Source organism: Bacteroides sp. HMSC067B03, from assembly GCF_001811315.1.
GTDB classification, from domain to species: Bacteria; Bacteroidota; Bacteroidia; order Bacteroidales; family Bacteroidaceae; genus Bacteroides; species Bacteroides faecis.
On record NZ_KV804360.1, the window covers coordinates 49,488 to 76,242 of the forward strand.

The 26,755-nt window shown below is 42.7% G+C and carries 21 protein-coding genes and 2 tRNA genes; 15 read left to right on the forward strand and 8 right to left on the reverse strand.

Translation table 11 applies throughout. From position 1 onward, the window contains the following. Window positions 1-18: 18 nt before the first annotated feature. The 4 genes from HMPREF2794_RS12955 to mscL all read right to left on the reverse strand — a co-directional run bounded on the left by HMPREF2794_RS12955 (window position 19) and on the right by mscL (window position 7,746). Window positions 19-3,138: a SusC/RagA family TonB-linked outer membrane protein gene (locus HMPREF2794_RS12955; protein ID WP_010536869.1), complete on the reverse strand. Its 3,120-nt coding sequence runs from the start codon at window positions 3,136-3,138 to the stop codon at window positions 19-21. Between the two features lie 17 nt (window positions 3,139-3,155). Beyond that, the gene (locus tag HMPREF2794_RS12960; RefSeq protein ID WP_010536868.1) at window positions 3,156-4,628 is read right to left on the reverse strand and encodes a hypothetical protein; all 1,473 of its coding nucleotides are present in this window, start codon (window positions 4,626-4,628) and stop codon (window positions 3,156-3,158) included. A gap of 939 nt (window positions 4,629-5,567) precedes the next feature. Further along, complete coding sequence (guaA, locus tag HMPREF2794_RS12965; RefSeq protein ID WP_010536867.1) at window positions 5,568-7,091, reverse strand: glutamine-hydrolyzing GMP synthase; 1,524 nt, start codon at window positions 7,089-7,091, stop codon at window positions 5,568-5,570. 208 nt (window positions 7,092-7,299) lie between these two features. Continuing rightward, a complete protein-coding gene (gene mscL / locus HMPREF2794_RS12970) occupies window positions 7,300-7,746 on the reverse strand; it encodes a large-conductance mechanosensitive channel protein MscL (protein WP_010536866.1) in 447 nt (148 codons plus the stop codon). 142 nt (window positions 7,747-7,888) lie between these two features. On the opposite strand from mscL, the gene gap reads away from it, so the two are divergent. The 7 genes from gap (at window position 7,889) to HMPREF2794_RS13005 (ending at window position 15,150) form a co-directional block, all read left to right on the forward strand. After that, on the forward strand, window positions 7,889-8,899 hold the full coding sequence (gene gap, locus HMPREF2794_RS12975; protein ID WP_008759940.1) for a type I glyceraldehyde-3-phosphate dehydrogenase: 1,011 nt from the start codon (window positions 7,889-7,891) through the stop codon (window positions 8,897-8,899). 181 nt (window positions 8,900-9,080) lie between these two features. Next, window positions 9,081-11,141, forward strand: coding sequence for a M3 family metallopeptidase (locus HMPREF2794_RS12980; RefSeq protein WP_070751652.1), 2,061 nt, complete (start codon window positions 9,081-9,083; stop codon window positions 11,139-11,141). A 23-nt stretch (window positions 11,142-11,164) separates the two neighbouring features. Next, complete coding sequence (locus tag HMPREF2794_RS12985; RefSeq protein ID WP_010536864.1) at window positions 11,165-11,665, forward strand: DUF4847 family protein; 501 nt, start codon at window positions 11,165-11,167, stop codon at window positions 11,663-11,665. A gap of 18 nt (window positions 11,666-11,683) precedes the next feature. Next, entirely contained in the window at window positions 11,684-12,133 is a 450-nt protein-coding gene (locus HMPREF2794_RS12990; RefSeq protein WP_010536863.1) for a dCMP deaminase family protein, read from the forward strand. A 30-nt stretch (window positions 12,134-12,163) separates the two neighbouring features. Then, window positions 12,164-13,912, forward strand: a complete 1,749-nt coding sequence (locus HMPREF2794_RS12995; protein WP_010536862.1) for a S41 family peptidase — start codon at window positions 12,164-12,166, stop codon at window positions 13,910-13,912. Beyond that, complete coding sequence (locus tag HMPREF2794_RS13000) at window positions 13,890-14,414, forward strand: 5-formyltetrahydrofolate cyclo-ligase (protein ID WP_029425348.1); 525 nt, start codon at window positions 13,890-13,892, stop codon at window positions 14,412-14,414. The genes HMPREF2794_RS12995 and HMPREF2794_RS13000 overlap by 23 nt, the downstream gene beginning before the upstream one ends. Next, entirely contained in the window at window positions 14,359-15,150 is a 792-nt protein-coding gene (locus tag HMPREF2794_RS13005; protein ID WP_055270314.1) for a histidinol-phosphatase, read from the forward strand. Before HMPREF2794_RS13000 ends, HMPREF2794_RS13005 begins: the two co-directional genes overlap by 56 nt. Here the strand turns inward: HMPREF2794_RS13005 and HMPREF2794_RS13010 are convergent. Further along, window positions 15,137-15,424 (reverse strand): DciA family protein, encoded by a 288-nt coding sequence (locus HMPREF2794_RS13010; RefSeq protein WP_008764453.1) that lies wholly within the window; start codon window positions 15,422-15,424, stop codon window positions 15,137-15,139. The genes HMPREF2794_RS13005 and HMPREF2794_RS13010 overlap by 14 nt on opposite strands. Continuing rightward, a complete protein-coding gene (locus tag HMPREF2794_RS13015; RefSeq protein ID WP_070751653.1) occupies window positions 15,421-16,530 on the reverse strand; it encodes a DNA replication/repair protein RecF in 1,110 nt (369 codons plus the stop codon). Before HMPREF2794_RS13015 ends, HMPREF2794_RS13010 begins: the two co-directional genes overlap by 4 nt. 161 nt (window positions 16,531-16,691) lie before the next feature. On the opposite strand from HMPREF2794_RS13015, the gene HMPREF2794_RS13020 reads away from it, so the two are divergent. The 6 genes from HMPREF2794_RS13020 to HMPREF2794_RS13045 all read left to right on the forward strand — a co-directional run bounded on the left by HMPREF2794_RS13020 (window position 16,692) and on the right by HMPREF2794_RS13045 (window position 21,449). Continuing rightward, the gene (locus tag HMPREF2794_RS13020; protein ID WP_010536858.1) at window positions 16,692-17,375 is read left to right on the forward strand and encodes a tetratricopeptide repeat protein; all 684 of its coding nucleotides are present in this window, start codon (window positions 16,692-16,694) and stop codon (window positions 17,373-17,375) included. Between the two features lie 164 nt (window positions 17,376-17,539). Beyond that, window positions 17,540-18,034 carry a 6,7-dimethyl-8-ribityllumazine synthase gene (ribH, locus tag HMPREF2794_RS13025; RefSeq protein WP_008764452.1) on the forward strand — a complete coding sequence of 165 codons (495 nt, stop codon included), beginning with the start codon at window positions 17,540-17,542 and terminating at the stop codon, window positions 18,032-18,034. A 50-nt stretch (window positions 18,035-18,084) separates the two neighbouring features. Next, window positions 18,085-18,167, forward strand: a tRNA-Tyr gene (locus HMPREF2794_RS13030). A gap of 8 nt (window positions 18,168-18,175) precedes the next feature. After that, window positions 18,176-18,248, forward strand: a tRNA-Gly gene (locus tag HMPREF2794_RS13035). 62 nt (window positions 18,249-18,310) lie between these two features. Next, a complete protein-coding gene (locus tag HMPREF2794_RS13040; RefSeq protein WP_010536857.1) occupies window positions 18,311-19,570 on the forward strand; it encodes a Gfo/Idh/MocA family protein in 1,260 nt (419 codons plus the stop codon). Window positions 19,571-19,601: 31 nt separating this feature from the next. Next, window positions 19,602-21,449 carry a right-handed parallel beta-helix repeat-containing protein gene (locus HMPREF2794_RS13045; protein WP_070751654.1) on the forward strand — a complete coding sequence of 616 codons (1,848 nt, stop codon included), beginning with the start codon at window positions 19,602-19,604 and terminating at the stop codon, window positions 21,447-21,449. A 68-nt stretch (window positions 21,450-21,517) separates the two neighbouring features. Here the strand turns inward: HMPREF2794_RS13045 and HMPREF2794_RS13050 are convergent, their stop codons facing one another. After that, complete coding sequence (locus HMPREF2794_RS13050) at window positions 21,518-22,063, reverse strand: RNA polymerase sigma-70 factor (protein WP_010536855.1); 546 nt, start codon at window positions 22,061-22,063, stop codon at window positions 21,518-21,520. 126 nt (window positions 22,064-22,189) lie between these two features. Next, window positions 22,190-22,426: a hypothetical protein gene (locus HMPREF2794_RS13055; protein WP_010536854.1), complete on the reverse strand. Its 237-nt coding sequence runs from the start codon at window positions 22,424-22,426 to the stop codon at window positions 22,190-22,192. Window positions 22,427-22,692: 266 nt separating this feature from the next. On the opposite strand from HMPREF2794_RS13055, the gene HMPREF2794_RS13060 reads away from it, so the two are divergent. Both HMPREF2794_RS13060 and HMPREF2794_RS13065 read left to right on the forward strand, forming a co-directional pair. Further along, window positions 22,693-23,346, forward strand: coding sequence for a FecR family protein (locus HMPREF2794_RS13060; protein ID WP_029425347.1), 654 nt, complete (start codon window positions 22,693-22,695; stop codon window positions 23,344-23,346). A gap of 50 nt (window positions 23,347-23,396) precedes the next feature. After that, the gene (locus HMPREF2794_RS13065; RefSeq protein ID WP_070751655.1) at window positions 23,397-26,750 is read left to right on the forward strand and encodes a TonB-dependent receptor; all 3,354 of its coding nucleotides are present in this window, start codon (window positions 23,397-23,399) and stop codon (window positions 26,748-26,750) included. Window positions 26,751-26,755 lie beyond the last annotated feature (5 nt).

Sequence of the window (26,755 nt, forward strand, 5' to 3'; positions counted from 1 at the left end):
ATTTTCAATATTATGTGATTAGAATCTTAAGTATACCTGGAAAGCATAAGTAGCAGGTATCGGATAGACAGCACCATTTGCCGAAGCCTGTTCAGGATCAAAGTATTTCACTTTGTCGATAGTGAACAGATTGTTGGCAACAAATTCCAGATCAACGGAGGACAATCCAACCGATTTAATCCATGGCAGATGTTTCAGGCTGTATCTCAGACTGACTTCCTGAAGGCGCAGGAAAGACCCGTTCCGTCTCCAAAAAGAAGAAAGCTGGGAGTTGTTCGTGTTTTTGCCATAAGAAAGCCGTGGAAATTCCGCATTCGGATTCTCTGTAGCAGTAGTTCCCGAATACCATGCAGGGGTCCATCTGTTCTTGGGATTGTTAGCTAGTTTGATCACATTTCCCAAGTCTCCGTTATAAAACGGAATCCATCCGTAGTCATTGCCAAGTCCTGCACGATAGTAATCCACTTTCGCAGAACCCTTGAACAAGATACTCACGGTCAAATCTTTCCACTGAAAATCGCCGCCGAATCCATACATCATTCTAGGCAACTGGTTGGAGTAAGACAAAGGCACCTTGTCGTCTTCATTGATAATGCCGTCTCCGTTCACATCACGATATTTAATGTCACCGGGACGTATCGTTCCGAATCCACTTTGGTCAGGACTGGTATTGATCTCCTCTTTACTGGCGAACAGCCCCTCGGAGATGTATCCGCGCAAAATATTAAAAGGCTTGCCAGTCACACTGAGATAATCATAAGGTAATTTGTTCTCTTCAAAATAGTCAATGACGTTTTGTGAGAACGTATAATTAGCACGAATGGTAAAATTCATATCCTTGTTGATCTGGTGGAAAAACTCAATGTTTCCGTCCGATCCCACACTATGCATACGTCCTACATTCGATTTCGGATAGGTCACCATACCTACAAAAGAAGGCAACGTCACACGATCCTGAAAGATATGATCACGAGTATCCCGGAAAATGTCGACAGTAAAAGACAGCTTGTCATGAAAGAACTTGGCGTCGATACCCAGATTTGCCTTCTTCGCTACTTCCCATTTTAAGTTGTCGGCTCCAGTATAGGTTTCTGTGATACCATTATAGCGGTATCCCCAGGCAGATCCGGCGTGATTGTCAATCATAGTCATATAAGGGAAACGTCCTACGCCTGTATAATCGTTGACGGCAACAATCTGGTCGTTTCCTACAATACCGTAAGAACCGCGAAATTTCAGAAATGTGAACCAAGGCAGTTTCTCAGACCACCAGTTATAAGAGGAAGGAACCCATCCGACAGCAATGGAAGGAAAGAAACCGAATCGTTCGCCTTTTTTAAACTGGGCAGAACCTGTATAACCAAAATTCGCGTCAATAAAATAACGGTTTTTATAGTCGTAAGAGATACGTCCGGAGAGATTCTGATGACGCTTGGGAATGCTGCTGATACCCAAATCATCAATGGCTCCCCATTGAGAATCCTTCTCATCTTTCATATAGTATTCGAGCAACGCACCGAAAGTATGATCGCCGAATGTCCGGTTCCAATTAGCTTTTGCTTCCAGGTAGTACTGTCTGTAAGCGTGTTCAGCATCTCCGTATGCCAAACTTTGTTGTGAAGAGCGCAGTGATTTAATCAAAACTCCCTGTGCCGTTCGCCCGGTAGCACGGTAAAGATCCGGCCAGATAGAACGGTACTCACTGAAATAACCGATATGCTCTGTCATCCCTTGTACGGATAATGTCAGTCCTTTCAAGAATCCCTTGAATTCTTGTGTCAATTTAAGCGTCAGCATGTTTCGGTTATCCTCACTTTGCATATATCCGGTATTATTCAGCATGACGTAGGGAGAAGCCAATGTACGCTGTCCTCCATATACGGGTAACGTACCATCGGAGTAAGTAACCGGAAACAGAAGTGGTGTCAACTGCTGGACAGCAGACCATACTGCGTCTGTATTCATTCCGCCCGGGCTGACATAGGAATTGACATATCCGTCCACACCGAAATACAACTGGGTTGTTTTGGTCAGATTCATGTCGATATTGGCACGATAGTTCAGCTTGTTTACGCTCAATGGTTTCTTAAACAGGTTTTCTTCCTGACGATAAGCAGCACCTTCATCCTGATAACCTATCGATAAAAAATATCTGGCAACATCACCTCCTCCTTTAGCACTGACATAGTAATTCTGTTGGATAGAATTATGTTTCATGATTTCATCCATCCAGTTTACATCCGGGTAGAGGTCCGGATCCAACTTATTTTTGATAAGGTCTAGTTCCAGACGGGTATACAGATCATCTTCTCCCGACATTGCTCTGGCTTCATTGGCAAGAAGCGCGTAATCATAAGCTCCCAGATATTCGGGCAGACGTTTGATATGGGATATTTTCATGGTAGCACGTCCGGTCACTTCCAGTTTTCCGCTGGTACCGCGTTTGGTAGTCACCAATACTACACCATTGGCCCCGCGTGTTCCATAGACAGCCGTCGCTGCAGCATCCTTCAGAATGCTGAATGATTCAACGTCATCGGTATCAATATCCTCCAGCCTTCCTTCGATACCATCGATCAGCACCAATGCTCCGGTACCGGCTCCGAAAGTACTGATACCACGAATCCAAAAGTTAGAGATATTTTTCCCCGGTTCACCCGAACTCTGCATAGTGATGACACCTGCCATTCGACCTCCGATCATATTATTAAGAGAGGTGGCGGGAGTTTTCAATTGCGCGACATCGATTGTGGTAATTGCACCTACTACCGAGACTTTTTTCTGCGAACTCATACCCGTTACCACTACTTCGTCAATCTTAGTCTCGTCTTCTTTCATGACAATCTTAAGTTTCTCTTCATCTTTGGTAATCAGCATCTCGACATTCTTCATACCGACCGACTGGAATACCAACGTAGCATTTTTCGTCACTCTAATTTTGAATTTTCCGTCCAAATCCGCTACCACGCCGACTCCCGGTTCATTCTTTACATAAACAGCCGTACCTACCAATGGCTCACCGGATGCATCCACAATCACGCCCGCCACTGTAAACTGTGTCTTCGTTTCGTTCTGACTGTAACCTGCCAATGGAATGAGTATCATCAGCAGCACAATCAATAAAAGATTTTTTTTCATATATGTATTATAAAAGGTTATTCTATAGACAATTTACGAATCACTTTATTTCCGGTATCAGCAACATACACGATTTGTCCATCGGCGCTGACAGCAACTCCGAAAGGATGATTGAACATAGCGATGTCCGGACCACCATCTTTATAGCCCTTCATTCCCGGAAGTCCGATAGGGGTACTTACGGTAGCTTTGTCTATTGACAATCTTGTATCAATCACTCGTATACAATTGTTACCACAATCAGCGATATACAACTTACCGTCTTCCGTAAAACAGATCTGGTGGGGATTATTAAACTTGGCATTTCTCAGTAGACCGTCTTCCCATCCTTTTCCTGCAACTTGTCCTTCTACTATAGCTTTTCCGGCATAACCCTCACCAGGATAGGTATTTTTATCTTTACCTTCCAGATTACCGACATCTACTCTCCATATCTGATTACCTTCAGCCATTGCGATGTAAAGCATATTTTCCTGTCCTTTGACAGGGCTGAATGCACAGTATGAGTCACAGGCATCAGGTCTGGTGGAAGTACCTACCTTCTTAAGCAGGAGTTCACAAGTACGGGTATTCGGTTTTATCCTGACCAGTTGGCCTCTTACCATCACCGTATAAATGTAATGGTCGAGCTTGTTCACCACGAAACAGTGCTTATAATTATTATCGGCGATATCCTTTGTTGCATCATCCAGCAACACTGTCAGACGACGAGGTGCATAACTTACACTTTTAGACAAAGCATAGAACCCCATACCACCATCTTCAGGAGCATACATCGTATTATCTATATCCGAGAAAGCAGGAGCATTCAGTATGGCCGCCGTACCATACTGTAGTACAAGCACTGAATTACTCTTGACAGAAGCCATGACAACATTTCCATTCGAGTTCTCTCCTTTATCATTCTTACAGGTGACGGATGGGTAATTATCTCCTCCGTGCCAAACATGACGTTCGGTGATAAAGATATTATCCTCATCATCCAGACAAATGTAGTTGGGTGCCGACAACGTAGAAGTAGCTATATCCCCTCCCACAGTAGGCTGGTCGGCATCCGGTGAAGCTTGACCTATTACGGTAGTTACACTTGTCTGAGTCTTGTAGATAAATTGTTTTCTAGCTTGTCCTTCATATTCTTTCCCGTCAGGCATCGTTCGGGCAACTAGAAGATTCATTTCTTTCTTGTACGTCAGTCCTGAAGGAACATACAAGTAGATTTTGTTTCCATTCGAGCTGACTAAGCCTGCCGGATGCTTTATTCCGTCTACATCCTCGAAGTAAACTTTCAGATTGGTAGTGTCTGATCCGAAGTTTCTGCCTTCGACGATCATAGGGGTGGCAATTCCACCGGAATCCGGATAAAATCCGGTCACTTCAATAGGTTGATCCGGATTGAATACTGCACTTCCTATATTCTTACTATCTGAACATGAAGTCAGATAAATGAATACGGCGGCAAAGAATGTCAAAAAAATAGTTCTTTTTTGCATTGTTTTTCTGTGATTAAAGGTTAATTATTAGTTTGGTTAATATAGACAAGTAGAAAACTTACTATTGTATCTAACATTATTTATAATGTGGTAGAAATAAGATGTGCATTTTTACTCTTATACGTTTGTTTTTGGGTGTGTATGCTTTATCTTAATATTTAGTAAGCTTGGGAATATATATAGTTGTGTTTGACTGTTATCATTCATTTGTTTTTCTTGGGGGTATTGAAATTTTTAATGAATTCAATCTTCCTTCAGCACTGTTCTGAGCTATGCTGAAGAAACGATAATAAAATTTTAATTTTACATCGGAGGAGGTCTATAATTTTGCATTATCATAAATAAGAGTTTTTAAATTCAGTCGTGATTGACCGATTGGGATAAGTCGCTCTAGAACTTGGTATATTAAATACAAAACATTGATATACAATAACATAAAACATACGAAAGATTACATCTGTCTAATTATGACCCGAACAGTAGAATGGAAAAACGAAAAAAGTATCGTTTGTCGATAATTAAAATAAAAAAAACATTGCGTTTACCAATTTTATTAATAACTTTACACCGTCTTAAGTAGCACACAAACTTAATAACCTTTGAAAAGCCTATGAAAACAGGAAAAAACACACTTATTGGTATAAAATTACCAAGTTCTAGAGCAACTTATCCCAATCTGTTAAGTGTAAATACGAATAATGACAATCAAGCACAACTATTCATTTTCAAACATATTAAGTAACAAAACAATGATAGCCCCAAGGAATAAATGCATAAAAAACAAAACGTATGCCCTAATTTCTACCATATATAATTAAGATTTCACCTCTTACCAGCAAGTTTAGATGAATCAAACTATAATAAGAGCAAATGATATATTACATAAAAAAATTCCAGTAACTTTCGATACTGGAATTTTATATAAACCAAAGAAATATCTTATTCCCACTCGATTGTTGCAGGTGGTTTAGAACTGATATCATAGGTTACACGGTTCACACCTTTCACCTTATTAATAATATCATTCGAAATCTTGCCCAGGAATTCATAAGGCAAATGCGCCCAATCCGCAGTCATGGCATCAGTAGAAGTCACAGCACGCAATGCTACCGCTCTTTCGTAAGTACGTTCATCTCCCATAACACCTACAGACTGTACCGGGAGCAAGATAACACCTGCCTGCCATACCTGATCATACAATCCCCAATCACGTAATCCCTGAATGTAAATATCATCAGCATCTTGCAGGATACGCACTTTTTCTCGGGTGATGTCACCAAGGATACGCACAGCCAATCCCGGTCCCGGGAAAGGATGACGGGTAATCAGATGTTCCGGCATACCCAACTCACGACCTACACGGCGAACTTCATCCTTAAATAACAAACGAAGCGGTTCGCACAATTTCAAATGCATCTTTTCGGGCAAACCTCCTACATTGTGATGGCTCTTGATCACCGTACCTGTAATAGATAATGATTCAATGCAATCCGGGTAGATAGTACCCTGAGCCAACCACTTCACATCTTTTATTTTGTGAGCCTCCACATCGAACACATCGATAAAGCCCTTACCTATAATCTTACGTTTACCTTCCGGTTCGGTCACACCAGCAAGCTCTGTAAAGAACTTCTCGCTGGCATCCACACCAATCACATTCAGACCGAGACATTCGTAATCGTTCATCACATTTTTGAACTCATTCTTACGCAACATTCCATGATCTACGAAAATACAAGTCAGGTTCTTGCCAATGGCTCTGTTCAGCAATACGGCAGCAACCGAAGAATCGACACCACCACTCAAGCCCAACACAACCTTGTCATCACCCAACTGAGCTTTCAACTCAGCAACCGTACTCTCAATGAAAGAAGCCGGCGACCAGTCCTGCTTACATCCACAAACATCGACTACGAAGTTCTTCAATATCTGCGTCCCGTCTTCGCTATGGAATACTTCCGGATGGAACTGAACTCCCCACACATTTTCACCTTCCACCTGATAAGCAGCGATATCTACTTTATCTGTCGAGGCAATCTTCTTGAAGTTATCCGGGATAGCAGTAATCGTATCACCATGACTCATCCATACCTGCGTATTCTCACGCACTCCTTTGAACAGCACATTATCCTTGCAGAAAGAAGTCAGATGCGCACGCCCATATTCGCGTGTACCAGCCGGTTCTACCTTTCCATTGTTGGTATACGCCATAAACTGTGCACCATAGCAGATACCCAAAATAGGATATTTGCCACGAATCTCACTCAAATCTACCTTGAAGGCATCTTTATCATAAACCGAAAAAGGACTTCCGGAAAGGATGACTCCTTTAATTGTTGTATCTTCTTTAGGAAACTTGTTATAAGGAACAATTTCGCAATACGTGTCCAGTTCGCGTACGCGACGACCAATCAGCTGTGTTGTCTGCGAACCGAAATCAAGAATTATTATTTTCTCCTGCATATCAATGGTTGGATTTTGAATAAATGATTTGCAAAAGTAGAAAAAAGTAGGCAAAAAGATAGAAGAATAAACAAGAAAATCGACATTTATGAGAGAAATATATCATCGGGCAAGATAAAGTCCGAAAGAAAAAAGCGAATTTGAGAAGGCTTATATATTATAAAGAGGAGGTTCTAAACAGAACCTCCTCTTTAATAATTATGGATACTTATTTCTTCTCTTTCAGCAGATCGCGAATCTCAGTCAGCAACACTTCTTCCTTGGTAGGAGCAGGCGGTGCAGGAGGAGCAGCCGGAGCTGCCTCTGCCGCTTTCTTTGTAGTCAGCTTCGTGATGAGACGTATAAATAAAAATATAGCAAAAGCTATAATCAGAAAGTCAAAAGTTGCCTGCAGAAATTGTCCGTAATCCAGAGATACGGCAGGAGCAATCTCTTTACCATCGGCTCCGACTTCTGCCGCTTTCATTACCCATTTCAGATCTGTAAAGTTCACACCACCAACCAGCAAGCCAATTGGAGGCATAATAACATTCGCCACCAACGACGATACTATCTTTCCAAACGCGCCGCCGATAACTACACCGACAGCCATGTCTATGACGTTCCCTTTCATGGCAAACGCCTTAAAGTCCTGTAAAAATGTGCTCTTTCCCATCTTTTTTCAATATTTAATGTGAATTTAATATGCGAATATAAAAACATTTTCGTAATTTTGCACCGCATTTGAAAATAAAACAAATGCGCAAGCTGAGAGATATTTGAACAAATATTATAAAACCCTTAAAAGTTTAAACAAAATGATTAAAGTAGGTATTAATGGATTCGGACGTATCGGACGTTTCGTTTTCCGCGCTGCAATGAAAAGAAACGATATTCAAATCGTAGGTATCAATGACCTTTGCCCGGTTGACTACTTGGCTTACATGCTGAAGTATGACACAATGCACGGTCAATTCGACGGTACTATCGAAGCAGATGTTGAAAACAGCAAATTGATCGTTAACGGTCAGGCTATCCGCATCACTGCAGAAAGAAACCCGGCTGACTTGAAATGGGATGCTGTAGGTGCTGAATACGTTGTTGAATCTACAGGTTTGTTCTTGAGCAAAGACAAAGCTCAGGCTCATATCGAAGCTGGTGCAAAATATGTTGTAATGTCAGCTCCTTCTAAAGATGACACTCCGATGTTCGTTTGCGGTGTAAACGAAAAAACATACGTGAAAGGTACTCAGTTCGTTTCTAACGCTTCTTGTACTACTAACTGTCTGGCTCCTATCGCTAAAGTATTGAACGACAAGTTCGGTATCCTTGACGGTTTGATGACTACAGTTCACTCTACAACTGCTACTCAGAAAACAGTTGACGGTCCTTCTATGAAAGACTGGAGAGGTGGCCGTGCTGCTTCTGGCAACATCATCCCTTCTTCTACTGGTGCTGCTAAGGCTGTAGGTAAAGTAATCCCGGCTTTGAACGGTAAACTGACTGGTATGTCTATGCGTGTTCCTACTTTGGACGTATCTGTAGTTGACTTGACTGTTAACTTGGCTAAACCGGCTACTTACGCTGAAATCTGCGCTGCTATGAAAGAAGCTTCTGAAGGCGAATTGAAAGGTATCCTGGGTTACACTGAAGATGCAGTAGTTTCTTCTGACTTCTTGGGTGACACTCGTACTTCTATCTTCGATGCTAAAGCTGGTATCGCTTTGACTGATACTTTCGTGAAAGTTGTATCTTGGTATGACAACGAAATCGGTTACTCTAACAAAGTTCTTGACTTGATCGCTCACATGGCATCAGTTAACGCTTAATTAGGAGTCTAAACATATAGGAAACCGCTGCGGGAAACCGTAGCGGTTTTTTTGTCTTCATTTTATATATTGTTAAAAAGCAAGGTATTATCCGTGGTATAACCTACAATTTTAGTAGTTTTGTACTTCTATGAAGAGAATTATGAAGAGATTATTAATAACATTGATACTAGTTTACACCATGAACAATATACTGAACGCTCAGAATCCTTTCTTCGGTCAGTATCAGACACCGCATGGTACTGTGCCCTTTGATCGGATCAAGACAGAGCATTATGAGCCTGCCATCCTCGAAGGAATCAAACAGCAGAACGCGGAGCTTGATGCTATCATACAAAATCCGGAGAAAGCGACTTTTACAAATACAATAGAAGCCTACGAACAATCGGGAAGGCTGCTGGACAGAGTGACTGCCGTATTCGGCAATATGCTTAGTGCTGAAACCAATGACGACCTACAGGCATTGGCTCAGAAAATCATGCCGTTACTCAGCGAGCACAGCAACAATATCACACTGAATGAGAAATTGTTTGCCCGCGTGAAAGAAGTGTACGCCCAAAAAGAATCCTTGCAACTGACTCAGGAACAGACCCGTCTGCTGGACGATATATACGACAGTTTTGTGCGCCACGGTGCCAACCTCGAAGGGGAAGCACGCGAACAATACCGACAGCTGACCAATGAACTGAGCAAACTGACACTCGACTTCAGCGAAAACAACCTGAAAGAGACAAACAGGTATCAGATGCTTCTGACGAATAAAGACCACATTGCCGGACTACCGGACATCATAGTAGAAGCCGCCGCCGAAACAGCCAAAAGCGAAGATAAAGAAGGATGGGCTTTCACCCTGCACGCTCCAAGCTATGTGCCTTTCATGACTTATGCCGACAACCGCGAGTTGCGCCGCAAGCTCTACATAGCATATAATACCAAATGTACACACGATAACGAATTCAACAACATCGAAATTGTAAAGAAGCTGGTAAACACACGCATGAAAATAGCCCAGCTGCTGGGATACAAGGATTATGCGGAATATACCCTCAAAAAGCGAATGGCTGAAAACAGCGACGCTGTATACAAACTGCTCAACCAGCTACTGGAAGCCTACACTCCCACCGCACAGAAAGAATACCTTGAAGTGCAGGAACTGGCGCGTCAGGAGCAAGGTAACGACTTTGTTGTCATGCCTTGGGACTGGAGTTACTATTCCAACAAACTGAAAAACAAGAAATTCAATATCAACGAAGAAATGCTCCGTCCTTACTTTGAACTGGAACAGGTAAAGAAAGGAGTATTCGGACTGGCAGAAAAACTTTACGGAATCACATTCCGGAGAAATACGGAAATACCGGTTTACCACAAAGATGTTGAAGCCTACGAAGTATTCGACAAGGACGGTAAGTTTCTGTCCGTATTGTACACCGACTTCCATCCCCGTCCCGGAAAACGCGCCGGAGCTTGGATGACCAGTTATAAGGAGCAATGGACAGATACCGCAACCGGCGAAGACAGCCGGCCTCATATATCCGTAGTGATGAACTTCACCAAGCCGACTGAAAGCAAACCCGCTTTGCTGACGTTCAACGAAGTGGAGACATTCCTGCATGAGTTCGGACACAGCCTGCATGGTATGTTCGCCAACTCAACCTATCAGAGTCTGAGCGGAACAAACGTATATTGGGACTTTGTAGAACTTCCTTCGCAAATCATGGAAAACTTTGCCATCGAGAAAGAATTTCTCAATACCTTTGCCCGTCATTATGAAACCGGAGAAGTGCTTCCGGACGAACTGATACAGAGACTGGTGGATGCTTCGAACTTCAATGCAGCCTATGCCTGCCTCAGACAAGTAAGCTTCGGCCTGCTCGATATGGCATGGTACACCCGCAACACTCCTTTCGAAGGCGATATAAAAGCCTACGAACAGGAAGCCTGGAAAAAGGCACAGGTATTACCGATAGTACAGGAAGCGTGTATGAGCACTCAATTCTCCCATATCTTCGCCGGAGGATATTCCGCCGGATATTACAGTTACAAATGGGCAGAAGTGCTGGATGCGGATGCTTTCTCACTGTTCAAACAGAAAGGTATCTTCAACCGGGAAGTGGCAGACTCATTCCGCAACAACATCCTGTCTAAAGGAGGAACCGAACATCCAATGGTACTTTACAAGCGTTTCCGCGGACAGGAGCCTACCATTGACGCATTGCTGATCCGAAACGGCATAAAGAAATAAAATAAAAAAAGAGAGAATTGGACATGAAGAAGAGATTGATACTTAAAGTATTAGGATTGCTGTTATTGCTCCCTATGTTTTCCGGATGTAATGATACGGATGATGTAGCCGGCATCTTCACCGGTAAGACATGGAAACTGACTTATATCACCAAAGCAAACGGTCATGGATGGTATAACTTTCCTGATATAGCAGACGAAAGCAACGTCATGGAATATATAAACGGAAAGAAAACTTTCATGCTGGTTTTTTCAGGCAGTGTAGAAGACGATATAATACAAGGTACATTCACAGGCAGCGGTGCAATCAACACCAACGGAACCTGGAGTGCGAACGGTAAAAATCAGGAGTTTGGAATGAAAGTGGAAAAAGGAACTCCTATCGACAGCAAAGACCGTATCGCCGAAAAGATCCTGGAAGGGATGAGAAAAGCAAATTCTTACAAAGGATCGGACAGCCGGAACCTGTATCTTTATTATCAGACTGATAAAGAAGACCTCTGCCTGGTATTCGCTCCAAACTAAGATTAGAACTGAAACAAGATGGACACGGAAAAGAAACAATTGGAACTGGACAAACGTTACATACGTATGGCAAGCATATGGGCGGAAAACTCTTATTGCCAGCGTCGTAAGGTAGGAGCTTTGATTGTAAAGGACAAAATGATCATCTCCGACGGATACAACGGTACTCCTTCGGGCTTCGAAAACGTATGCGAGGATGAGAACAACCTGACAAAGCCCTATGTCCTTCATGCGGAAGCAAACGCTATCACCAAGATAGCACGCTCGAACAACAGCAGCGACGGCGCTACAATGTACGTCACCGCCTCACCTTGCATCGAATGTGCAAAATTAATCATACAGGCAGGAATCAAACGAGTAGTCTACTCCGAACATTACCGCCTGGAAGATGGAATAGAACTATTGAAACGGGCAGGAATCGAAGTCATCTATACAGAACTGAACGAAGATTCTTCTCCAAACAAATAATAAGACGAACGTTTTTAAAAAGGAATAGACATGAGTACAAGAAACTCTTCACGTTTTACACCTATCATCATAGCTATCAGCGTGGTAGCCGGTATTCTTATCGGTACGTTTTATGCCAAGCACTTCGCCGGCAACCGTCTGGGAATCATCAACGGTTCTTCCAACAAGCTGAATGCGCTGTTGAGAATCGTAGACGATCAATATGTAGACACTGTAAACATGACCGACCTCGTGGAAAAAGCTATGCCGCAGATTCTGGCAGAACTGGACCCACACTCTACTTACATTCCCGCACAGAATCTTGAAGAAGTCAATTCGGAACTGGAAGGCAGTTTCAGTGGAATCGGTATCCAGTTTACAATACAGAATGATACGATTCATGTGAATGCCGTTATTCAGGGAGGTCCATCCGAGAAAGTGGGACTCATGGCAGGTGACCGGATTGTCAACGTAGACGACAGTCTGTTTGTCGGCAAGAAGCTGAACAACGAACTGGCCATGCGCACGCTGAAGGGTCCTAAAGGATCGCAGGTCAAACTGGGTGTCAAGCGCGTTGGAGAACCTAAATTACTGGACTTCACCATCACCCGCGGAGACATTCCTCAGAACACTGTGGATGCCGCGTATATGCTGAACGATGATATCGGTTATGTAAAGGTCAGTAAGTTCGGACGTACCAGCCATGTAGAATTGCTGAATGCTCTGGCTCAACTCAACCATAAGAAATGCAAAGGACTGATTATCGACCTTCGCGGCAATACAGGAGGATATATGGAAGCTGCTATCCGCATGGTGAATGAATTCCTGCCCGAAGGCAAACTGATTGTATATACACAAGGACGTAAATATCCGCGTTCGGAAGAATTTGCCAACGGTACGGGTAGCTGCCAGAAAATGCCATTGGTCGTATTGATTGACGAAGGCTCTGCTTCCGCCAGCGAAATCTTTACCGGAGCAATTCAGGACAACGACCGAGGTACAGTGGTAGGACGCCGTTCTTTCGGAAAGGGATTGGTACAACAACCGATCGACTTCAGCGACGGCTCTGCAATCCGTCTGACGATCGCCCGCTACTATACTCCTTCGGGACGCTGTATCCAACGTCCTTACGAAAGTGGTAAAGACAGGAATTATGAACTGGACTTATACAACCGCTACGAACATGGTGAGTTCTTCTCACGCGACAGCATCAAACAAAACGAGAACGAACGTTATCTCACCAGCCTGGGACGTACTGTTTATGGCGGTGGTGGCATCATGCCGGACGTATTTGTACCACAGGATACCACCGGAGTCACTTCTTATCTGTCATCCGTAATCAACCGCGGACTGACTCTTCAGTTTACTTTCCAGTACACGGACAACAACCGGAAGAAACTGAGCCAGTACGAAACGGAAGAAGAGTTACTGAACTACCTCCGTCACCAAGGTCTGGTAGAGCAGTTTATCCGCTTCGCCGATACCAAAGGTGTAAAGAGAAGAAACATTCTGATCCAGAAATCATACAAACGTCTGGAAGCGAATATCTATGGCAACATCATCTATAATATGCTGGGACTGGAAGCTTATCTGAAATACTTTAATAAATCGGATGCTACCGTACAGCAAGGTATAGAGCTGCTCGAAAAAGGTGAAGCTTTCCCGAAAGCCCCTGTCGAGACAGAAGAGGAAGTGACGAAAGAAAAGAAAGATGGAAAGAAAAAAAGAACTGCGCAAGCTTATGGCATCACTGAAGATCCAACACGAATCTTCGACTTTGCAGAAGCTGCAATCAGCTAAAATACTTGCCGCCCTCGAAGCCCATCCGGCTTTCAGGGCGGCAACTACTGTATTGCTCTACCATTCGCTCAAAGATGAAGTAGACACACATGCATTTATCCGGAAATGGAGCAATGAGAAACGAATATTGCTCCCGGTAGTTGTCGGCGATGATTTGGAATTACGCCTCTATACCGGTCCCGAAGATATGGCAACCGGCACTTACGGTATTGAAGAGCCCGTTGGAGAAACATTCACAGACTATGCCAGCATAAACTTTATCGCTGTTCCCGGTGTTGCTTTCGATCGGAAAGGAAACCGGCTGGGACGAGGAAAAGGCTATTATGACCGACTGCTTCCACGTATTCCCGCAGCTTACAAAGCAGGTATCTGCTTTCCATTTCAAGTAGTAGAAGAAGTTCCGGCAGAAACATTCGATATCTGCATGGACATAATTATAACAAGTAATGAGGACGAATTATCACACCCACACCACCCGCTGCCTTCATGCGACAGGGAGTGACGAAGAATTTGTTTTAAGCGCCATCAAAGGCGGTTATCAGGAACTTGGTTTCTCTGACCACACTCCGTGGAAATACCACACCGATTATGTGTCCGACATCCGGATGACTCCCGAACAGCTACCGGGCTATGTAGAAAGCCTACGCTGGCTGCAAGAAAAATACAAAGACCAGATCAGCATCAAAATCGGACTGGAATGCGAATACTTTCCGGAATATATTCCCTGGCTAAAAGGAATCATCAAAGAGTACCAGCTGGATTATATCATCTTCGGAAACCACCATTTCCATACAGATGAGAAGTTCCCTTATTTCGGACGAAACACCCATACGGTAGATATGCTCGAACTTTATGAAGAAAGTGCAATTGAAGGAATGGAGAGCGGGCTATTTGCTTATCTGGCACACCCCGATCTGTTCATGCGCTCCTATCCCTCATTCGACCGCCATTGCAAACTGATCAGCAGGCATATCTGCCGGACAGCTGCCCGCCTGAATCTGCCTCTGGAATATAATATCGGCTACGAAGATTACAATGATAAACATGGGCTGATAACCATTCCCCACCCTGCTTTCTGGGAAATAGCGGCACACGAAGGCTGTACTGCCATTATCGGAGTGGATGCTCATAGCAACCAATATCTGGAAACTCCGTTCTATTATGACCGGGCAAACGAAACACTCCGGAAACTGGGAATGAAAGTGACAGACAGGATTCCTTTCCTCAACGAAAAATAATGTTTGTAATAACCGTAGCCCCTACCCTCTGATTCAGAGTACGCACCAACAACTCCCGCCCCATCATCAGTTCCTGACGAAGGGCAGCAGAGGTGAGATGTACATACAGCGTCTGGTTACGAATATAAAGATTACTGGTATAGCTTGCCGCCGGCCCCAACACCTGCGGCCAGGCATCCAGCAACCGCTGCTCGTTCAGAGGAGACTCCAGACTCTCCTGACGCAGGTATTGCTGAATTAGTTTTCCTATCTGTTCGGCATCGTTCCGCTTCATTGTCCAGCCCCCATTTCATTGATGACACCCTGATCTACGCGGAATATTTTATAATCACTGCCTACCTTTTGCAGAATACGATCCAAATGCTCCCGGTTAGTGTCCGTTATAAATATCTGACCAAAGCTGTCACCGGCTACCAACTTGACAATCTGTTCTACCCGCGAAGCGTCCAGCTTATCAAAGATATCATCCAGCAGCAGCAAAGGAATGGTTCTTCCCGTACGCTTCAGGAAATCAAATTGTGCCAGTTTCAATGCCACCAGATAAGTTTTATTCTGTCCCTGCGAACCTTCCTTCTTGATCGGGAAGTCGCCCAACAGCATATTCAGCTCGTCTTTATGAATCCCCCGCAAAGAGAATCCCATGATCTTATCCCGCTCACGGCTTTGCTTCAGCACTTCCAGCAAAGAAGCATCCCGTGCATGCGAATCATAGGATAATCCTACCTGTTCTTTATCTTGGGAAATAAAGGAATAGAACGACTGGAAAATAGGTATAAACTCTTCGATGAATGCTTCCCGTTTACGAAAAACAATTTCGCCCGCCTGTGCCATCATCTCCTCCCAGACCAGAAACAACTCTTCCTCTAGCGGAGATTCACTTTTCAATAAGGTATTGCGCTGTGCCAATGCCTTATTATAGCGTATCAATGCTTCCAGGTATTCCTTATCATATTGAGAGATCACAACATCCATAAAGCGGCGACGTTCGTCACTTCCTCCAGCTATCAGCTCCGAATCGGCAGGCGAAACCATCACCAGCGGCAGGAAGCCGATATGATCGGAGAAGCGGCTGTATTCTTTCTTATTTCGCTTGAACTGCTTTTTCGAACGGCGCTTCATCCCGCAATAAATCTCCTCCGGTGTACCATCTTCCGCTTCATAAAAGCCTTGAATGACAAAGAAATCCTGCTCGTGCCGAATGTTCTGCGAATCAATCGGATTGCCCGAGCTTTTGCAGAAAGACAAGAAATACACTGCATCCAGCAAATTCGTCTTTCCCATTCCGTTCTGTCCGAAGAAGCAGTTCAGTTTGGCGGAGAATCCGATCTCCACTTGCTCCAGATTCTTATAGTTTAATATGGATATCCGTTTCAGTATCATTGTATACGCGTTAATTTGTTCACAAAAGTAGCAAGTTTTTCGAGGTTTTCGAGCGTAAAACAAAAAAAGATGCCTCTAAATTTCGTTTGTAGATATAAAAAAACTACTTTTGCGAGTCGAATTATCAAACGATGAATAATAACAAAAAGAATCATATAAAAATGGCAGAACAAAAGAATCAGAATGAACATCTGAACGTAGAAGATGCACTGACACAATCGGAAGCATTTCTTGTTAAGTACAAAAACGCAATCATCGGCGGTGTTGTAGCCGTGATTATCATCGTAGCAGGTTTTATCATGTACAAGAACCTCTATGCTGAACCACGTGAAGAAAAGGCACAGGCTGCTCTTTTCAAAGGACAGGAATACTTTGAACAAGATGCTTATGAACAAGCACTGAACGGTGATAGTATTGGTTATGTAGGTTTCCTCAAAGTAGCTGATGAATATAGCGGCACTAAGGCTGCTAATCTGGCAAAAGCTTATGCAGGAATTTGCTACGCACAACTAGGTAAATATGACGAAGCTGTGAAGATGCTTGATGGTTTCAACGGAAACGACCAGATGGTAGCTCCTGCAATCCTCGGTGCAACAGGTAACTGCTACGCACAACTGGGTCAGCTGGACAAAGCCGCTTCTACCCTGATATCTGCAGCAGACAAAGCTGACAACAACTCATTAAGCCCTATCTTCCTGATGCAAGCCGGAGAAATTCTGGTAAAACAAGGAAAATATGACGATGCCGTTAATGCCTATACCAAGATCAAGGATAAATACTTCCAGTCTTATCAGGCTATGGACATCGACAAATACATCGAACAGGCTAAACTGATGAAGAAGTAATATTCCTTATTATATACATAATAGAAGATTAGGCACGGATTACACGGATTTCACGGTTTTTAGTACGTCACGTACTAATGCAATTATGCGAAGCTACCGTGAAATCCATGTAATCCGTGCCTTTTATAAATCCTACATTTATAACCCCTTTAATTACTACAATTATGGCAACAGCATACCATAACTTATCCGAATACGATTTCAATTCTGTTCCAAACGCTGAAAACATGAAATTCGGCATCGTTGTATCCGAATGGAATTTCAATATCACCGGAGCTTTGCTGAACGGCGCAGTCAATACATTAAAAAAACATGGAGTAAAAGATGAAAATATTCTGGTAAAAACTGTACCGGGAAGTTTCGAACTGACCTTCGGCGCCAATCAAATGATGGAAAATTGCGATGTGGATGCAATTATTGCAATTGGTTGCGTCATTAAAGGAGATACTCCACATTTTGATTATGTCTGTATGGGAGCGACTCAAGGAATTACCGAATTAAACGCAACTGGCGACATACCAGTCATTTACGGATTAATTACCACTAATACGATGGAACAAGCAGAAGATCGCGCCGGTGGTAAACTGGGTAACAAAGGAGACGAATGTGCAATTTCTGCAATAAAAATGATCGATTTTGTTTGGAGTTTAAATAAATAGTCGTATCTTTGCACCGCAATTGAGAAACAAACCTTCTCAAAAGCAAAAAAGGGCAAATACCAGAGTGGCCAAATGGGGCAGACTGTAAATCTGCTGTCTTTCGACTTCGGTGGTTCGAATCCATCTTTGCCCACAAAAATTGCGGAAGTAGCTCAGTTGATAGAGCATTAGCCTTCCAAGCTGAGGGTCGCGGGTTTGAGCCCCGTCTTCCGCTCTTCAAAGAGAATCTGAGAAATTAGATTCTCTTTTTTTGTATTACTTTAAACCTCTAAGAACATGAAAGATTCTCCAACGCGGTCACGCGTACTGCAATTGGCACACCCCCCTATCCCAATTGTCCGCATCGGAATTATAGGATTGGGGAATCGAGGGTTACTCACCCTGCAGCGATATCTGCAAATAGAAGGAACGACCGTCAAAGCCCTCAGTGAAATCAGGGAAGGCAATCTGCACAAGGCCCAACTCATACTAAAAGAAGCAAAGCAACCCGAAGCCACAGGATATACCGGACCGGAAGGCTGGCGAAAGATGTGCGAATGCAGTGATCTGGATTTAATATTCATCTGTACAGACTGGCTCACTCATGCCCAAATGGCATCTTATGCAATGGAATGCGGCAAACATGTAGCCATAGAAGTCCCGGCTGCCATGAACATAGCTGAATGCTGGCAACTGGTAGATACCGCAGAAAAGACAAGACGTCACTGTATCATGCTGGAAAATTGCTGCTATGATCCCTTTGCTCTGACTACGCTCGAAATGGCACGCCAAGGTGTGCTCGGAGAAATTATGCATGTAGAAGGTGCATATATTCACGATCTCCGCTCTATGTATTTTGCCGAAGAGAGCGAAGGCGGCTACCACAATCACTGGGGAAAGAGATATAGTATCGAGCATACAGGCAATCCCTACCCGACTCATGGTCTGGGACCTGCTTGCCAGATTCTCGATATTCACCGTAGCGACAGAATGGAATATCTCGTATCCATGTCTACCCATCAGGCTGGCATGAGCGAGTATGCCCGGAAGAGATTTGGCGAAGATTCACCGGAAGCCCGGCAGAAATATAAACTAGGAGATGTCAACACCACCCTTATCCATACAGCCAAAGGAAAAACGATCATGCTTCAGTATAATATATCCACTCCCCGACCTTACAGCCGTTTGCAAACAGTATGCGGTACACTCGGCTTCGCACAAAAATATCCGGTACCTTGCATCACACTGGATTCCCACGGAGACGCTCCGCTGGAAGGAGAAGCATTGGAGGAAATACTGACCCGCTATAAACATCCCTTTAGCGCCACTATCGGTGAGGAAGCGCATCGCAAAGGATTACCCAACGAAATGAACTACGTTATGGATTACCGGCTAATATACTGCCTGCGCAACGGATTGCCTCTTGACATGGATGTGTACGATGCAGCCGAATGGTCGTGCATCACCGAATTAAGCGAAAAATCGGCATTAAACGGCAGTATGCCTGTAGAAATACCGGACTTTACCAGAGGCATCTGGAAAGAACATACACATTAGCATTTATTTACCCCCAAAACCATAAAAACACATGAGAACATTTTTATCATTAAAAACATGCTTGTTAGCTGTACTTTTACTTTGCACAAATAGTATTTCGGCAAGCAAGATTATTTCCGTATCCGATTTTGGCTTGAAACCCGACAGCCGCATCAACTCGGTTCCATTTATACAAAAGGCAATCGAGGCTTGCAGACAACATCCCGGCTCCACCCTCGTCTTTCCGAAAGGAAGATATGACTTCTGGGCACAGCATGCCATTGAAAAAGACTATCATGAAACGAATACCTACGACATTAATCCGAAAATTCTAGCTGTGCTACTGGAACAAATCAATGATCTGACGATTGACGGCAATGGCTCTGAATTTATCATGCACGGCCGGATGCAGCCATTCACGCTGGATCACTGCCGGAATATTACTCTAAAGAACTTTTCCGTTGACTGGGAAATACCATTAACTGCACAAGGGATTGTCACTCAGTCTGCTCCCGATTATCTTGAAATTGAGATTGACTCCCGTCAATATCCTTATATTATAGAAAACAAACGCCTGACTTTTGTCGGTGAAGGATGGAAAAGCAGTCTTTGGGCTATCATGCAGTTTGATCCCAACACTCATCTTGTCCTGCCGAACACAGGCGACAATTTAGGATGGCGTTCATACGATGCCATGGAAGTAAAACCCGGACTAGTGCGTTTATCCGATCCTAAAAGAGAAGCAGAAAAATTCTTCCCTGCACCAGGCACGATCCTTGTGTTACGACATAGCACCCGTGACCATGCCGGTATTTTCATCTATCACAGCATGGATACTAAACTGGAAAATCTGAAGTTATTCCATACCTGCGGACTGGGCATCTTATCACAATACAGTAAGAATATATCATTTAATGATGTACATGTCATTCCGAATGCTTCTAAAAAGCGCGTATTGAGCGGACATGACGATGGTTTCCACTTTATGGGATGCAGTGGACTTCTCAAGATCGAGAACTGTAGCTGGGCCGGATTGATGGATGATCCGATCAACATTCACGGAACATGTTCCCGGATTATGGAAGTTCTTTCTCCTACCCGTATCAAATGCAAGTTTATGCAGGATATGAGCGAAGGTATGGAATGGGGCCGTCCGGACGAAACAATCGGATTTATAGAACATAAAACCATGCGCACCGTAGCTACCGGCAAAATAAATAAGTTTGAAACACTGAATAAAGCTGAATTCATCATCGAGCTATCAGCGCCACTTCCAGCCGGAGTGGAAGCGGGATATGTAATAGAGAATCTGACCTGTACACCCGATGCGGAAATACGTAACTGTCATTTTGGAAGTTGCCGGGCACGTGGTTTGCTCGTATCTACGCCCGGTAAGGTTATCATTGAGAACAATGTATTCGAATCCAGCGGTTCTGCCATTCTGATTGCCGGAGATGCAAATGCATGGTATGAATCGGGAGCGGTCAAAGATGTGCTGATACGCAACAATGATTTTCGCTATCCTTGCAATTCTTCACTCTATCAGTTCTGTGAAGCAGTGATTAGCATTGATCCTGAGATACCGACACCCGAGCAAAAATATCCATATCATCGTAATATACGCATTGTGGATAACACCTTCCATCTTTTCGACTATCCGATTCTCTTTGCACGCTCGGTAGACGAACTCACTTTCTCTTCCAATACACTTATACGCGATACTACTTACCAGCCTTATCACTATCGCAAGGAGGGTATCACGCTGGAAGCATGCAGATCAGTAGTTATTTCGAACAATAAAATCGAAGGAGATGTATTAGGACGTACCGTTAAAATTGAAAAGATGAGACCTTCAGATGTAAAAATCAGCAAGAACCCTTACTTCAAACTAAAAAAATAAGATATACAAAGGTCTGCAAGCAGCTAAACGTATTCGTATTCATACCTGAATGCGGATACGTTTAAGCATTATCCCATAAATACAACGAATAAAGGCAGGTTCTCTTTTATAAATTTCAATGCTAAGGTTATCTGCCGTTCTATCGCTTTTTCACTGACCGCACAACGTTCTGCGATTTCCCGGTTAGACAAATGCTCTTCACGGCTCATTCTAAAAATCTGCTGCCGCCTGGCCGGAAGCTGCGAAATCAATTTATCAATATAGTTCTTCAAATCAGCAGCATCCAGTTCCTCTTCTATATCATATGAATTCTCAATTCCTTTTAAAACCGTCATCTTAAAATTCAATTCATTAAAATACCTGCGCGAATAATTGAATATGATATTGCGGGTAATCATAAAAAGAAATCCATCAAAATTTTTTGTAACATCCAAAAATTCTCTCGACTCCCAGAGTTTCACGAAAACATCCTGCACTACTTCTGAAATCGCGGAAGACGAAGTAATATAAAGTCGCGCAAAATTATAGACCTTCAACCAATAAAGGTCATACAACAAAGAGAATGCAGATGCATCCCCAACTTTTACCTTTTCTAAAATTATCGTCTCCTTCATTTGTTTTCAATTGTGTTACAAAAATAAGGAAATAACCATTAAGCACAACATTTTTCTTGATTTTTATTCAGAATAAAGTTATCTTTTTTCCATTAAACAGATGCTCTAAAAAGAACCTTATTATTTTTATATACCAAGTTCTGATAGAACTTTATCTTTTTTCCTATCTATACATCTTGCTTTTACTTTCTCCCATATCTGTTCTTTTATTTTTAAATCTATCGTTTTATTTCCAGATTCATTCCATTGTATTTTCAATTCTTTATCCACTGATTCCAGCTCAGCATAGCCTCTTCGCTGCTTTTTAGTTAGCCGCCCCGACAGCAAACCTTTAATCAAATTCATTTTTATATCTTTATCCATGCTATTTCACTTTACTATTATTCTATTTATAATTACTCGTATATTATAAATACACTTGAGTCAGGTCTATCCCCACATCTCTTCCACAAAAAAAATAGAAAAATGCATATTCATATCATAATCATCTTATAACAAGAGCATTATAAATAGAAAATAAAGAAAATATTTTCCAACGAACTGTTTTTTTTATCTTAGTTCTATCAGAACTAAGATGGTACTTTGCCGTAGCTTCACTTGCTCTTTTACTAACAATAGGAGGACTTTGGGTGAATTCGGTCAGGAACAATATCGAGGACGAATTCATAAAGGTAATAGCCCAGCAAAACCAAATGTACATTTTGCCGGATAGCACAAAAGTATGGATGGAACCGGGAAGTTCCATTAAGTATGCAAAAGCATTTAATCAGAAAAGAGAAGTCTGGCTGGAAGGCAACTCATTTTTTGAGGTATACAAACAGGAAGGCAGTTTCTTCCAAGTGCATATCAACAAAGCGTTTATAGAAGTAAAGGGAACCTGTTTCCAGATCCAACAAACGAATGCCGAAAGAAACGAAATCACACTGTTTCATGGTAAAATAGAATTCAATGTAGAATCTACAGGAGAGAAAATTGTCATGTCTCCGGCACAAAAGGTAATGTACAATCCAAACAATGCACAAACGCAAGTCGAAAATATAATGAATATCAACTGGAAAGACGGAAGATATAATTTCAAAGATACCCCATTGCCCCAGCTCATTTCTATTGTAAATCAAATATACCAGTCAAACATTATTTTAGTAGGAAAGTTTACCGAACAATCTTCATTCACAGGAAGCATCCGCTATGACGAGAGTTTGAACGATGTAATCGAAAAACTCTGTTTCAGCCTCAACCTTACATATAAAAATCAGAATAATGAGATAGTAATATATAATTAACCATATTTCTAATAATTAACCCAATATTTAACCTCACAACAAGTTAAATCATGAAAAAAAATCACAGTTGTTATTGGAGGCGGTATCTAAAGCATATCGCACTCACTTTGCTCTTCTACCCCTTATCAGCTCTTGGAGCCCAGGGACACATATCCATTAAGGGGCAATCAATCACTATTATGCAAGCTATCCAGCTGATAGAAAAAAACAGTGACTATACGTTTTTCTACAATGCTGCAGACTTGGAAAACAAGCAACGGAAAGATATTAATTGTAACGGTTCCATTGACGAAATCCTGAACGAAGTTTTCAAAGATAGCGGTATTAGCTACATTGTGAAAAACAAAGAGGTTATCCTCAATGTACAAAAAACGAATAGTACCCAGCAAAAGAAAAAACGTATTGTGACGGGTACTATTTTAGATGCAGTAGACGACAGCCCCATCATCGGAGCTAACATCACCATTAAAGGCGATAAAAACACCGGTACAATCTCGGACATTGACGGAAATTTCAGCCTTGCCATACCTGACAACAAGACGATTCTTGTGGTTACTTATATCGGATACAAAACCCGCGAAGTTCCTGTAGAAGATCTCGGAAATATCAAGATTGTACTGGAAGGAGACGATCACACTTTGAATGAAGTGGTCGTAGTCGGTTCCGGTACTCAAAAGAAAGTCAGTGTGACGGGAGCCATCACAAGTATCAAAGGTGCCAGCCTTAAACTGCCCTCATCCACTCTGTCCAACTCATTTGCCGGAAAGTTGGCGGGTGTCATCGCTAAAACAAATTCCGGAGAACCTGGTTCGGGTGCCGAATTTTATATTCGTGGTATCGGAACTTTCGGCGGACGGGCAACTCCTCTGATTCTTCTGGATGACGTAGAAATATCATCCGGTGACTTAAATTATGTACCGGCAGAGAACATTGAAAGCTTTTCTATCCTTAAAGATGCATCTGCTACCGCTATTTATGGTTCACGTGGTGCGAACGGTGTAATGATCGTTACAACCAAAGGTGGAGAATATAACAGTAAAACATCCATCAACGTTACAGCAGAAAATTCTTTCAACTATCTGGATAAGTTCCCAGAATTTGTGGACGGAGCAACTTATATGGACATGTACAATAAAGCCGCACTAGCCAGAAACCCTTCTGCTTCGCCCAAATATAGCGCTACGGACATGGAACGCACTGCTTCCGGAGTGAATCGTTATCTTTATCCCGATGTAAACTGGCAAGACGTATTATTCAAAAATATGAGTATGCGCCAACGTGCCAACGTCAACATTTCAGGTGGTGGTTCTAAAGTGAAATATTATATGAGTTTGGATGTCAGCCATGATTCAGGCTTGCTGAACACGGAGAAAGCATATTCGTGGAACAACAATATTAATATAATGAACTATACGTTCCAGAATAACATTGCTTACAAACTGACTCCGACGACAACGATCAAAATGAACATGAACGCTCAGATTCGCCAGAAGAAAAGCCCGAATGTATCAAGTGAAGATCTGTTCAAACAGATTCTGACGACTACGCCCATAGAGTTTCCTGTTACCTATCCAAGTCAGGATGATCGTATCATGTACGGTAATAACATCATTTCAGGGAATACATTATATACGAACCCTTATGCAAAAATGATGACTACTTTTGCCGAAACAAACGAAAATACACTTAACACAGTTATCAAGATAGACCAGGATCTGGATTTTATCACTAAAGGACTTAAGGTGAACGCTTTTGTAAATTTCAAAACGTGGTCAAGTTCTTCTTTTAACCGCAGCATCGCTCCTTATTACTACCGCGTAAAAAGTGGAAGCTACGACGAAACCGACCTGGCAAATACAGACTATGAACTGGAATTACTGAATTCGGATGGTAGCGATTACATCAGTCAGTCGGCTATTGGAAAGTCATCCGACCAGACATTCGAATTGCAGTTCAATTTAAATTATGCCCGCCAGTTCGGGTTACATAATGTAGGTGCCATGTTGCTCTACAAACAACGTGAATACAGAAGTGATGTATTGCCTAACCGCAACCAGGGACTTTCCGGACGTCTGACTTATGATTACGGACAACGTTACCTGTTTGAATTTAACTTCGGCTACAACGGTACAGAACGTCTGGCCAAAGAAGACCGTTTCGAATTCTTCCCTGCCGTATCTCTGGGATGGGTGATAAGCAATGAAGCTTTCTTCGAACCAATGAAAAATGTAGTGGACAATCTGAAAATCAGAGGTTCTTACGGTCTTGTGGGTAGTGACGACCTGGCGACAGCCGGAGGAAGTTATTACTTGTATATAGATAAGATTACAAATAACGATCTGTCATATCTGAAATGGACTTCCGGACAAAATATGGACTACCAATTGGGAGGTCCTCAGATGGCATATTATGCAATGTCCGGTCTGGGATGGGAAAAGGTAAAGAAGCTCGATATCGGTGTTGATTTCACGCTGTTCCGCAATTGGACATTTACATTCGACTATTTCTACGACAAGCGTTACGACATCTTTATGAACCGTGAAGCATGGCCGCAGTCTTTGGCATACCATATAGCCAAACCCTGGAGTAACATTGGAAAAATGGATAATAAGGGAGTGGAATTCAGCATTAATTATGCCAACAACTTCTCTAAAGATTTGTCAGTCAGCCTGCAGGCAAACTTCACATACAACAAAAACAAAATGGTCTATGTAGACGAACCGGAATATCCGACTATATGGAAGTCAGAAACCGGAAAGCCTTATTCACGCATTACCGGCTACATCGCAGAAGGTTTGTTTAAATCGCAGGAAGAAATAGACAACAGTCCCGCACAGAACCTGGGGTCTACACCTAAAGTCGGAGATATTAAATATCGTGACCTCAACGGTGACGGAATCATTGACTCGGATGACCAGACGATGATCTCCAAATATGGAAGTACTCCCCGCTTGCAATATGGGTTTGGCGGAACACTCAACTACAAAAAGTTTGATTTGGGTATCTTCTTCAGTGGCTCTGCCTTGCGCTCTATCATGACAAACGGCATTGATCCTTTCCAAGAAGGAATTGCCGTCGGCAACAGAAATGTATTGAAATATATAGCCGACAATTATTGGTCGGAAGAAAAGCAGAACTGGGATGCAACCTATCCTCGCTTGGGACTACTTGCAACAGACGTTGCCAACAATACGGTAAACAGCAGCTACTGGCTAAGAAACGGCTCCTTCCTCCGCCTAAAGAATGTAGAGATAGGATACAAAATACCTTACGGACGCATTTTCGTCAGTGCAGCCAATCTATTCACATTCAGCCCGTTCGACCTTTGGGACCCGGAACTTTCATCCTGGAACAGTTATCCTATGCAAAAGACTGTCAATGTGGGAATTCAACTTCAGTTCTAATTTAT